Origin of the sequence: Streptococcus sp. CF7_Ac1-8 (assembly GCF_024295435.1) — a bacterium.
GTDB classification, from domain to species: domain Bacteria; phylum Bacillota; class Bacilli; order Lactobacillales; family Streptococcaceae; genus Streptococcus; species Streptococcus mitis_AP.
The window spans coordinates 145400-157915 of sequence record NZ_JANCPI010000001.1; the positions used below are offsets into that span (position 1 = coordinate 145400).

A 12516-nucleotide genomic window follows, 5' to 3' on the forward strand; every position below is an offset into this window, starting at 1 on the left:
CCTAACTTCAGTCTTTTGTTTTTCTCTCTTTTCTATGATACAATGGAAAAAATGAATTCAAAAGGAGTTTTTTATGACTTATCCCAATCTCTTGGACCGATTCCTAACCTACGTTAAGGTCAACACGCGCTCTGATGAACACTCTACTACTACTCCAAGTACACAGAGTCAGGTTGACTTCGCAACCAATGTCCTGATCCCTGAAATGAAACGTGTTGGATTACAAAATGTTTATTATCTAGCAAATGGTTTTGCAATTGGAACCTTGCCAGCCAATGATCCATCTTTAACACGTAAGATTGGCTTCATCTCCCACATGGATACTGCTGATTTTAAAGCCGAAGGAGTCAAGCCACAGGTAATTGAAAACTACGATGGTGGTGTGATTGAACTTGGAAATTCTGGTTTCAAACTCGATCCAGCTGACTTTAAGAGTCTAGAGAAATATCCAGGACAAACGCTCATCACAACCGATGGAACAACCTTACTAGGTGCTGATGACAAGTCAGGGATTGCTGAAATTATGACTGCTATTGAATATCTGACTGCCCATCCTGAAATCAAGCACTGTGAGATTCGTGTTGGTTTTGGTCCAGATGAAGAAATCGGTGTTGGTGCCAATAAATTTGATGCAGAAGATTTCGATGTAGATTTTGCCTATACTGTAGATGGCGGACCTCTCGGAGAACTTCAGTACGAGACCTTCTCAGCCGCTGGTGCTGAATTGCATTTCCAAGGACGCAATGTCCACCCTGGTACTGCCAAAGGGCAGATGGTCAATGCCCTTCAGCTAGCAATTGATTTTCATAATCAACTTCCAGAGAATGACCGACCCGAGTTAACAGAAGGTTACCAAGGCTTCTACCACCTAATGGATGTGATAGGTAGTGTCGAAGAGGCACGTGCAAGCTACATCATTCGTGATTTTGAAAAAGATGCCTTTGAAGCGCGTAAAGCAGCAATGCAGTCTATCGCTGATAAGATGAATCAAGAACTTGGTAGCGACCGTGTCACCCTAAACTTGACAGACCAGTACTACAATATGAAAGAAGTCATTGAGAAAGATATGACTCCAATTACCATTGCCAAAGCCGTTATGGAAGATTTGGGTATTACTCCTATTATCGAACCAATTCGTGGAGGGACAGACGGCTCTAAGATTTCCTTTATGGGAATCCCAACTCCTAATATCTTTGCGGGAGGAGAAAATATGCATGGACGTTTTGAATACGTCAGCCTTCAGACTATGGAACGTGCAGTTGATACCATCATTGGTATCGTAGCTTATGAAGACTAAAAAGACGAGGTAGCTTAGCTACTTCGCCTTTCTTTTTATTCTGCTGGTTTTTCTTGATTTCCAGTACTTGTTGTAGATTCTGTTGTTTCCTTTTCTGAAGCTGGTTCAGCAGGTTTAGAATCTGTTGTATTGCTTGGTTTGTTTTCGTCCCTTGCAGTTTCACTGTTAGATTCTGCAGCCACTGATGTTTCAGTTTCGGAACTTGTGTTCTCACCATTTGACTCGGCATTTGTCGCTGGAGTTGCTTCTTCACTTGCGCTTGATTTTGACTTGATTTCTTGATTCAAGACTAGAATAGCTTTTGTCAATTCAAGTAAAGCAGCTTTATCTTTACTCTTAGCAGAAAGTTGATCTAGTAAAGCATCTACCTTATCAAAGTCCGCATCAGAACCCTTGTTGTTTTCTAAATAAGAGTGAAGCGACATGAGAATATCGTAGAGTTTTTGATAGAGTACTAGTGTCTGAGGGTCTTGCTCAGCATTTTCCTTTTCTTGTTGAAGGGCGCTAGCGATACGAGTCAAGACATCTTTTACCTGACTGTTTACTTCATCCAAGTCCGCATCAGCCTTGTTTGTGGCAGCTTTGAGATTTTCTACTTCTTCTGCCAAGGATTGTCTGATTCCTTCTTCTTGGATTTGTTCTAAGAGTTGATTTGCCTTGCTCAAGAGGCTTTCTACTTCTTCCTTGCTAACATGATTGACATGTTCTTCAGGCATAAAGTCTCCGTACAATTCTTTCAAGAAGCCATAAATAGCTGTCTTGGCAGTTTGGTTATCAACTTTTTCAGTATCTAGAATTGTCTGAGTCGATTTAGCAGTAGTTGGTTGAGCTTTCAAAGCTTCTTCCACTTCTTGTTTTGCCTGATAGATGCTTGGGAATAGTCTGTTCAATTCTGCTGCCTTAAGGAAAGATTGAGATTGATACAAGGTCCAAGTCAACTGAGCCACTTTGTTTCGAAGTTCATCATTTAAACGACCGTCATTTACGTGTTCGTAGAAATACTTGATGTATTCTACAGTTGTAACACCTGTTCGATCATTAAAATCTTGAAGAGCTTGAAGTTGTGATTCAACCGCTGCTAAAGCAGCCTCATCTTTTGCCAATTTAGCTTCTTGAAGTCGAACAAGAAGGTCTTTCTTAGGAAGTCCATAAGAGTCTGTATCCAGTGTATTGATTTTATCAATCAAGGCTTGATATTTCTTATCTAAAGCACTTGTTTCAGTAGGTTTAACACTTTCATCAATATGGATATATTGCTTATCAAAGAGATCAAGGGTTGCAAGATAACCTGCTGTAGAGTTAGTTGCCAGTTTCTTCATGTTTTCAGTAAACTGACCTAAAGCTAACTCAATCTGTCTTTGTTCGATAGGCTTGTCTTTGTAGATACTTCTGCTATCAGCTAGAAGTTGATCCACTTTTTCCAAGACTGCCTTCTCATCAAAAGCTCCAGGTTGATAATTGGATTGTAGGGCTGGAATCTTGTTTTTCAAAGCCACTTCATATCCCTTAGTTTGAACCTTGATGTAGTGATTGTGGTCGCCATGAGGAATCACAAAACTACCATTTTCTACCTGTAAGCTATACGGAGACACGCCATCTCTCAAAGCAGTCGTGTAGAGTTCGTTTAGGAAATCAAGTTCTGGATTGCCAGTTTGGAGTGGCAAACGAACATGTTCCTTACGAACAGCATATGGGTGGATATGAGTTGGATCGTAGGCTTGGTCTGGATTTCCAAAAACAAAGAATCCGTTTGAAATTCTAATCGCTTCAAGTGGAACGCCGTATGTCTTCGAAATATAAGCAATCTTTTCTTCATCGCTAGCATCTCTTGAGAAAGACTCTACCGTTTTAGCAAGAGGTTTTACAGGCTCTGCATCATGATGTGTTTTCAAATGGTCTTGTGCAGCCTTAATTTGGTCTGCTGTCAAGTCTTTCTTGAAAAAGTAATGATTGTGATCACCATGACTCATGACAAAACCTTGCTCATCCTCACTGATGACACGATTAGCATCAAAACCGTGATCATGGTCTTCATCATGATGGTGTCCATGATGATCTTCATCGTGATCGTCATCATGAGCTGGATTTGGTGTTGCTGTATTTGCACCTTTCAAGTGGTCTTGCGCTGCCTTGATTTGATCAGCAGTCAAATCCTTCTTGAAGAAGTAATGATTGTGGTCACCGTGACTCATGATAAATCCTGATTCATCTTCCGCAATAATACGATTAGCATCAAAACCGTGATCATGATCTTCGTCGTGATCGTCATCATGAGCTGGATTTGATGTTGCTGTATTTGCACCTTTCAAGTGTTCCTGAGCAGCCTTAATTTGCTCTGCTGTCAAGTCCTTCTTGAAGAAGTAATGATTGTGGTCACCGTGACTCATGATAAATCCTGAACTATCTTCAGCAATAATCCGATTGGCATCAAAGCCGTGTCCACCTTCTTCATGTTCCTCATGTGAAACACTAGGATTGGCTGGAAGAGATGGCGAAGGTGTGGTCAGACCATTATTTGGAAGAGTCGGCTGCCCAATTGGGTTCGATTTCGGAATGTAATGGAAATGGTCACCATGTCTGACGATATAAGCTGTAGCTGTTTCTTCAACGATATCTTTAGGATTAAAGATATAGCCATCAGATGTTGCAGAGATAGCTTTATTCGCAGCCAATGAACCATGATTCAAAGTAGATGGACTACTTGAAAGACTTCCTAGACTAGACACTACTTCATGAGGTTTTTCATTTGTAGAGACCGTAGAACCAGTTCCACCGATAGGCACCAATTTGGCAATCTTTTCTTCTAAAGGAGAGAGTTTGCTGTAAGGAATAAAGTGATAATGGTCGCCGTGCGGAATCGCAACTCCATTCGGTGTACGACTGACAATCTTAGCAGGGTCAAAGACCAGGCCATCTGATTCACTGTAACGTTGATCGCTAGGTGAATCATAGAGTTCTTTCAATAGACTTTGGAGATTTTCAACTTTGCTTTCTGGCTTGCTAGTTGATCCTTGTACTGTAGATTGAGTATTATTGTCACTAGCTGTTGAAGAATAGCTTAACTGACTCGGTTGCGTATTTTTGCCCGCTAGATGAGCTTTGGCTGCTGCTAATTCACTAGCAGATAAATCACTTTTGGGAATATAATGATAGTGACCACCGTGAGGAACAATATAAGCATCACCCGTATCTTCGATAATATCAGCTGGGTTAAAGACATAACCATCATCTGTCGTATAGCGTCCCTGTGATCTTGCTACAACAACATCTGAGCTGACCTTCTCATTATCTTTGACGTGTTCTTGTTTTTGACGGTTGATTTCATCCTTGGTTCGAACATTATCAGCATGAGCTACATCTTTCAGATAAACATAATATTTACCATCAACCTTGATGATATAACCACCTTTAACTTCATTGACAATATCAGCGTCTTTAAGTTGGTAGTTTGGATCTTTCATCAAGAGTTCTTCACTAAAGAGGGCATCATAAGGAACTTTTCCATTATAGTAATGATAGTGGTCACCGTGTGAAGTCACATAGCCCTGATCTGTGATCTTGATAACAATTTGCTCAGCCTGAATTCCTTCTTTTTGGCTAACCTGGTCTGGTGTCAGATTTTCAGTTTTCTGACTTGACTGACTACCATCCACATAAGAGACCCGATTATTGTCCTTATTTTCCTGCGAACGATGCTGATTTAATGCATAAGCACATAGACTCAAAGACACGATAACAGCTGATCCAGCTACTATATATTTTTTACTGAATTTCATAAATCCCTCATTTCAATAAATGATGAAGCTTTTTCTTAACTTCTTTTCTCGGTTAAACAGTTTTTCCTAAACTGGTTATTTAACCAATTAATTAACCAGTAAATAGTTTACCTTTTTTAAGTCTATCTGTCAAGATTTTTATATCATTTTAAAAAATAAAAGCCAGTATTGCTACTGACTCTTACATCATTTTGATTTAACAAGATAAAATTTATGCTTCTGGTTTCGTCGTAACTGACTCACTACCTTTTAACAAAGCAAGCAATTTTTCTGCTTCTGCCATGATACCATTATTATCCATAGTTTGGAGGCTCAAATTATTTCGTAAACCAGCTAGACTCTCTGCCACATTGTCTTTCAAACTAGCATCGGTTACTGTATCAAGTAGAGCTTCTACTTCTTTGAGTTTGGCTTCTACTTTTTCACTCTCTACTTGAGGAACTTTAGCCTCATCTGTAGTATCTTCAGCTTCTTCCTCTGTCTCTTCCGTATCAGTGCTTGGTTTATAAAGATTATCTGCTGAAGGATTTAAACCTGCGTGATTCTCTTTTTCATCAGATTCAGGGCGAGTTGGCTCACTTACTTCATCATGTTTCCTATCTTCATCAGGTTTACTATCTTCTGGCTTATTTTTACGAACATGGTCGCTGGCATTTCCCCAACCATTATCTGAGTGAGGACGTTCGTCTGGATGTTCTACATAATATTTTACAGTTGCAAAGAGATCCTCAAGGCTATAACCCTTAGGTGCCTCATAGAGTCCTTCGTCAAACCAACCAAATTTAATGTTATGGTAATGATCATAATGGGGAATAATCAAGCTTCCGTTTTTGACTTCAACAGTGTGTTGAAGATTGTAAGGCATGTGATCAAGTGGAATCTTCTTAGCTGCCTTCACTTTATTATAGATTGCTTCTACTCCTTTAACCTCAGTATTTCCTGAACCCTGATTATTTGTCGAAGGAGGCGTCAAACCTTTCTCTTTAGCATAAGCCTGAGCCGCTGCTCTTTCAGCTTCAGACAAACTATCTTTCTTAATCCAATGACTATGGGTCATATGTGGAGTTACATAGGCATCTCCCTCATCACTTGTAATATCACGAGTGTCAAAGATATAGCCATCTTCTGTTGTATACTTACCTGCTAATTTTGCTAATGTTATTTCATCGTCCGTATAAGCAATCTGAGAATTTGGTTTGCCAAGTCGCTCTGGATGAGTAATTGGTGCTAGGAATGCTAATAAATCATCTACTAATTTTCCTTTATTAGAAGATTCATCATTCAAGCGTTCTGCTAATTTGTCTAAGGCTTGGAAATCAGAAGTACGACCCTTATTTTCAGACAAGGCTTTATGAGCCTCGGCCAATAAATTATATGCTTTATCATAAAATTCTTGGTCACGAGGAGCGACATTTTCTTTCTTCGCAACTAGGGCATGCGTCTCTTGAGTTTTCTTAGACAAGAGATTTTCAATAGCGTCAATCTTATCCTTGGCTAAGTCTTTAACTAGAACATAACGACTAGCGCCCTTATCTTCGATAATATATCCATCACCAACTTTTCTAACAACCTGGTTGACATCAAATTCTGTCGGTTTATTTTCCACTGGTGCTAGAGGTTTGGTAGTAGGGGCTGGCTTCAGTGGAGTAACACTTGGCAAGACACTGCCATTTTGTCCCTTGACAGCTATCATACGAGCCAATTTTGCTTCCAGCGGTGACATTTGTGAATAAGGAATAAAGTGATAATGGTCTCCGTGGGGCACTGCGACACCATTAGCTGTACGTTTGATGATTTGTGCCGGATCAAAGACTAATCCATCCGATTCCACATGGCGTTCTGACAAAGGTTTGGCATACAATTCACTTAAAAGTGTTGGGATATCTTCCCCTTGATTTTGATGGTATGTTGGGGTGACAGTCATGTTTGGAGTCTCTGGCAAACTTGGTTGGGCAGGTTTAGCATTATCACTACTTGGTTTACTTGAACTTGTAGCAGAATGAGAACCCTGTTTACCATTCCAATAAGCTTGAGCAGCAGCCAATTCTCCTGCTGACAAATCACTCTTAGGAATATAGTGGAAATGATTGCCGTGAGGTACAACAAAAGCGTCACCTGTATCTTCAATCACATCTGTCGGACTAAAGACATACCCATCATCCGTTGTATAAGCGCCCCCAGTTCCTCGATTTGGTGCCTGCGTATTGAGATTAAAGTTTGGTTTAATCGGTGAACTTGGTGTTGAACTTGGTTTATCTGTACTGCTTGGTTTCGTATTGTCAGCATGACTTTGAACTGGCTGACCTCCAATTGGAAGATTTCGAGCCAATTTTTCTTCCAAAGCAGACATTTGTGAGTAAGGAATGAAATGGAAATGATCCCCGTGAGGGACTGCCACACCATTGGCAGTACGTTTTGTAATCTGTGCTGGGTCAAATACTAATCCATCAGACTCCACATGACGTTGGTTAAGTGGCAAAGCGTACAATTCTTGAAGAAGACTAGCTAAATCCTCACTTTGACTTTCAGAATCTGTTGTAGGATTTTGAGGTGTCTCAGATTGACTCATTCTCACACTAGATCTTGTTTCAGCTCTGCTTGAACGATATTCAACCGTACTTAATTGGCCACCTTTTCCAGATAAGAAGGCTTGGGCAGCAGCTAATTCACTGGCAGACAAGTCACTCTTAGGAATATAGTGGAAGTGATTGCCATGAGGAACGATATAGGCATCGCCCGTGTCCTCAATGATATCAGAGGCATTAAAGATATAACCATCATCCGTTGTATAACGTCCTTGAGCTCTGGCTGCAACTACCGCCTGATCGTTAGAACCGCCCCCATGATTATGACTGTGTTCCTGCTTCTGACGTTTAATCTCTTCTTTTGTCCGAATATTGTCCGCATGAGCCACATCTTTGAGGTAAACATAGTATTTCCCGTCTACCTTAATGACATAACCACCCTTGATTTCATTGACAATGTCTGCATCCTTCAACTGATAATTCGGATCTTTCATCAGCAGTTCTTCACTGATGATGGCGTCATAAGGAACCTTGCCATTATAGTAATGATAATGGTCTCCATGAGAGGTTACATAACCTTGATCCGTAATCTTGATAACAATTTGTTCTGCGTTGATTCCCTCTCTCTTACTGACTTCATCGGGTGTCAAGTTCTCTGCCTTTTGACTAGCCTGATCACCGTCTATGTAAGCAACTCGATTAGAATCTTTCTTAACTTGACCAGCTTGATACCGACCAAGCTCATAGGAGCAAACACTTAGGGCAAGAACTGCCACTGAACCCGCTACATATTTTTTATTGATTTTCATTCTTTCCTCATTTCAATTCTTCTGCTAAAACACTCATATTTTCTTCAAGATTTTCGAGATAAGTCTTGTCATTTTGTGGGTCTGCCTCTAAAGGATTCAGAGTTTTAAGCCCCACACCTGTTGATTTGACAAGAGTTTCAGCTACTTTTGAAGAAGCATTACTTTCTGTAAAAATTGTTTTAACCTTATAGGTTTTAACAAATTCCTGAATTTCTGTAAGTTGTCGTGGACTTGGTTCTTGTTCAGGAGAGATACCTGCGATTCCAAGTTGATTGAGTCCAAATCGCTTAGCTAGGTAAGAAAAGGCTGTATGTTGGGTTACAAATGTTTTCTGAGTCGCTTTTTCAAATTTAGGCTGGAATTTCTTAGTCAATTCTTGAGCTTTTTTGATAAAGGCTTGCGCATTTTTCTGGTAAGTTTCTTTATGCTCACTATCCACCTCTGAAAGTTTGTCAGCGATAATCTGGGCTTCTTCTCCAGCTTTTTCGGGATCTAGCCAAGTATGAGGATCATAGAGCGTTTTTTCATCAACTCCATCCCCTGCTTCCACATCCTCTAGTCCTGGGACGCGGTCTAAAGTCATTCCCTCTGAAGCCTCTAAAACCTTCACTTTAGATTTTTTTAGATTGGGATCTAAACTTCCTGCCCAAGATTCGAGCGTATGAGAATGGTAAACAAAGACATCTGCATCATAGATGGCTGCGATATCATTTGCTGAAGGTTCAAAGGAGTGAATCCCACTACTTGACTGAATCATTCGAACATCATTCAAGTCACCAGATACTTCCTTGACCATAGCATAGATAGGATAAAAACTAGTTACAATTTTCATCCCTTTCCCTGTCTGGCTTTCCTTTTGACCACAAGCACCTAAACACAAAAGAAAGACACTTAACAATACTAAAAATAAACTTTGTTTTTTCATGGATAACCCCTTAACTATTTAATTAACTGGTAAACATTCTACTCCTAAAAATTTAATCTGTCAAGCTATTTTAAGAAAAAAATTGAAATTTCTTTCACATATAAAAATCTGCTGAGTTTCAACAACTCAACAGACTTTCACTTTATATACTCAATGAAAATCAAAGAGCAAATTAGGAAGCTAGCCGTAGGTTGCTCAAAACACGACTTTGAGGTTGCAGATAGAACTGACGCAGTCAGCTCAAAACACTGTTTTGAGGTTGTGGATAGAACTGACGAAGTCAGTAACCATACCTACGGCAAGGCGAAGCTGACGTGGTTTGAAGAGATTTTCGAAGAGTATTATTCTTCTATGGTAGAATGCTTATAACCATAAGTAAAGTAAATAATACTTCCTACTAACAATGCAACTAGGAAAGCAATCCAGGTTTCCATATTATACTGCAACATAAATGATAAACAAATGATGATTGATAAAATCGGTAATAAGGGTACCAGTGGTGTTTTAAATTCTCCTGCTTTGGGCATTCCTTTTTCTTTCCGTAATCGAATCAGACCATAAGCCAGCATGATCAAGTAGGCCAAGGTACAAATATTTAAGAAGGCTGCGATACTAGCAAGAGGGAACATTCCTGCTGCTACTGCTGAAGCTAGACCTGTCAAGATAGTAGCATTTTTTGGTACCTTGCTTGTTTTGGTCAGTTCTTTAAAGGCAGCAGGCATCAATCCGTCACGCGCTAAACTGTAAATCATACGAGATAGGGCATAAGTCATTGAGATACAAACCGTAATCAAGGTTAAGATAGCCACTAATGACACATAACTAGCTGCCCAACTAATCCCAACGCTACGAAGGGCAAAGGCAACGGCATCGTCGACATTTAGATGACTATAGTGAACCACACCAGTCAAAACAAGCGTCACCAAGGCATAAAGAATGGTTACGATAGAAAGCGATAAGACAATCCCTCTAGGAATATTTTTTTGAGGAGTCTTGACCTCATCTACAGCCATAGAGATGGATTCAAACCCCAAAAAACCAAAGAACATCAAGGACGCACCAGCCATAATACCAGTACTGGCACCATAGATTTGTCCAAAACCATAGGGAGCAAAATTACTCCAGTTATCAAGCTTGATATGCCAGATTCCTACTAAAACAAAGAGAGCTAAAGCAGAAAATTTCAAAATAACTAGAATTGAATTAAAGCGTAAGGCGGCTTTCGCATTAAGTAGAACAAGCGAGGTCACCAAGACCAAGACAAGAATAGGTAATAAATCAACAAACGTCCCTGCTTGAGGATTAAAGGTACCATTTAAAGCCTGAGGAAGGGCTATCCCGTATTGAGAGAGAAGCCCTTTAAAATACGCTGCCCAACCAGAAGCCACACCCGATATGGCTGTCATGAACTCCATCATGGTTAACCAACCTGCCAACCAGGCTGGGAATTCTCCTAAAATAGCATAGAGATAACTGTAGGCACCACCTGTAGCAGGTACTCGTGAAGCAAATTCTGCAAAAAAGAGAGCTGATAATCCCACACATAAGGCAGAAATGACAATTGAAATCACTAGGGCTGGACCAGCAAGTGTTGCAGCTGCAGTACCAGTAATTGTAAAGACGCCTGTCCCTACCATGGCTCCGATACCCAGCAAAATCAAATCCCATAACTTCAAATGCCTGTGCATCTCTGTTTTATCCAAACTAACATTCTTTGTTCTAAATATATTCATCTTTGACTCCAAAATAAAATGATGATTCTATTTTACCATAAATATAGGATATTTGTGAATATTTATAAAATGTTTTCCTAAAAAAATCTGACTACTCTCTTGTAATCAGATTTTTATCTATTCTAGTTCATTTCTTTAAAGGCTGCTTCTGCATCCGCATTGCTGATAACACCAAATTGAATCTTCCCAATCTTTCCTTGACTGTCAATCAGGTATTCTGTAGGAATGCTTCGAATTTGATAAGCTTGGAATGTGGTTGCTTTTGTGTCATAAAGAACTGGGATATCCTTATAACCTTGATCTTGGAACCATTGTGGGAATTGCTCGACAGTTTTTTCACCTTGAATTCCTGGTGCAATGACACTAAGAATTTCAAAATCACGATCTGGTTTCGCCGCTAATTCCATCAACTCAGGCATACTTTTCTTACATGGACCACACCATGAAGCCCAAAACTTCAAGTAGACTTTTTTCCCCTTATAATCAGATAACTTAACTTCTTTACCATCCATAGATTGCAAGGTGAAGTCTGGCGCATCTTTTCCAACAGCAATTTGTTGTACAGTCGTTTGTTGCTGTTGTTTTGGGGATTGTTGTGGAGCTTGAGTCTTTTTAGTCTCTTCCTCACCACAGGCTATCAATACGACTAATGACAAGAGGCTTAAGGCAGCAAACATTACTTTTTTCATCTTTTTCTCCTTTATTCAAAAATTCCAGCTAGAACATTTACTTGTCCTAATAGTAACAAAATTCCCATTAAAATAATGAGGAAACCACCAATTTTCTTCAGTAGCATCATATGACGTTTAATTTTACTAAAATAAGGCATTACTACACCTGAAGCTAGAGCCAAAAGCAAGAAAGGAATTGCCATCCCCAGAGTGTAAATCAAGGTATAGATTGCACCTTGCCAAGCGCCATTTCCTCCAGAAGCCGCAAGCGCTAAAACAGAACTCAAAACAGGACCAATACAAGGCGTCCAACCAAAGCTAAAGGTAATACCGAGTAAAAAGGCCGACCAATAACGATTGGCTTCTGATTTCTTAAAAGTAAAGCTTTTTTGAACCTCTAATTTCTTAAAATGAAAAATTTCCATCTGGTGAAGGCCTAAAATGATAATAATTGTTCCCATGGTATAGCGAAACCAATTGGCATAGAGAATATTACCAAAGTAACCAGCACCAAATCCTAGAATAAAGAAAATGAGTGAAATGCCTGCGATAAAGCAAAGAGTTCGAATCAAGCCGGACCAAAGAACCTTTTTCCCAAACAAGGAAAAACTTTTTGCACTTTCCTGATCATCCAATAAGATACCAGTATAGACAGGTAACAGAGGGAAAATGCAAGGGGAAAAGAAGGACAAGATCCCTGCTAAAAAAACGGAGATTGAAAATACTATCGTTTCCAATAAAGAACCAACTTTCTTAATAATTCTAATCCTATTTTACTAT

General features: G+C 39.7%; 7 protein-coding genes. 1 reads left to right on the forward strand and 6 read right to left on the reverse strand.

Translation table 11 applies throughout. The features are described 5' to 3' along the window. The first annotated feature begins 73 nt into the window (after positions 1 to 73). On the forward strand, positions 74 to 1297 hold the full coding sequence (gene pepT, locus NMM26_RS00670) for a peptidase T (RefSeq protein WP_049515286.1): 1224 nt from the start codon (positions 74 to 76) through the stop codon (positions 1295 to 1297). A gap of 35 nt (positions 1298 to 1332) precedes the next feature. Here the strand turns inward: pepT and NMM26_RS00675 are convergent, their stop codons facing one another. The 6 genes from NMM26_RS00675 to ccdA2 form a co-directional block, all read right to left on the reverse strand. Continuing rightward, entirely contained in the window at positions 1333 to 5073 is a 3741-nt protein-coding gene (locus NMM26_RS00675) for a pneumococcal-type histidine triad protein (protein WP_254753793.1), read from the reverse strand. A gap of 211 nt (positions 5074 to 5284) precedes the next feature. Next, the gene (locus NMM26_RS00680) at positions 5285 to 8407 is read right to left on the reverse strand and encodes a pneumococcal-type histidine triad protein (RefSeq protein ID WP_254753794.1); all 3123 of its coding nucleotides are present in this window, start codon (positions 8405 to 8407) and stop codon (positions 5285 to 5287) included. Between the two features lie 7 nt (positions 8408 to 8414). Further along, positions 8415 to 9332, reverse strand: coding sequence for a zinc-binding lipoprotein AdcAII (gene adcAII, locus NMM26_RS00685; RefSeq protein WP_000744916.1), 918 nt, complete (start codon positions 9330 to 9332; stop codon positions 8415 to 8417). 341 nt (positions 9333 to 9673) lie between these two features. After that, complete coding sequence (locus NMM26_RS00690) at positions 9674 to 11065, reverse strand: APC family permease (RefSeq protein ID WP_001020317.1); 1392 nt, start codon at positions 11063 to 11065, stop codon at positions 9674 to 9676. Positions 11066 to 11187: 122 nt separating this feature from the next. After that, positions 11188 to 11754: a thiol-disulfide oxidoreductase-associated lipoprotein SdbB gene (gene sdbB, locus NMM26_RS00695; protein WP_000757363.1), complete on the reverse strand. Its 567-nt coding sequence runs from the start codon at positions 11752 to 11754 to the stop codon at positions 11188 to 11190. A gap of 11 nt (positions 11755 to 11765) precedes the next feature. After that, positions 11766 to 12473, reverse strand: a complete 708-nt coding sequence (gene ccdA2 / locus NMM26_RS00700; protein ID WP_254753795.1) for a thiol-disulfide oxidoreductase-associated membrane protein CcdA2 — start codon at positions 12471 to 12473, stop codon at positions 11766 to 11768. Positions 12474 to 12516: the final 43 nt, after the last annotated feature.

Coding starts and splice junctions, on each gene's coding strand:
- pepT (WP_049515286.1), top strand. CDS start 74: ATGACTTATCCCAATCTCTTGGACCGATTCCTAACCTACGTTAAGGTC.
- NMM26_RS00675 (WP_254753793.1), bottom strand. CDS start 5,073: ATGAAATTCAGTAAAAAATATATAGTAGCTGGATCAGCTGTTATCGTG.
- NMM26_RS00680 (WP_254753794.1), bottom strand. CDS start 8,407: ATGAAAATCAATAAAAAATATGTAGCGGGTTCAGTGGCAGTTCTTGCC.
- adcAII (WP_000744916.1), bottom strand. CDS start 9,332: ATGAAAAAACAAAGTTTATTTTTAGTATTGTTAAGTGTCTTTCTTTTG.
- NMM26_RS00690 (WP_001020317.1), bottom strand. CDS start 11,065: ATGAATATATTTAGAACAAAGAATGTTAGTTTGGATAAAACAGAGATG.
- sdbB (WP_000757363.1), bottom strand. CDS start 11,754: ATGAAAAAAGTAATGTTTGCTGCCTTAAGCCTCTTGTCATTAGTCGTA.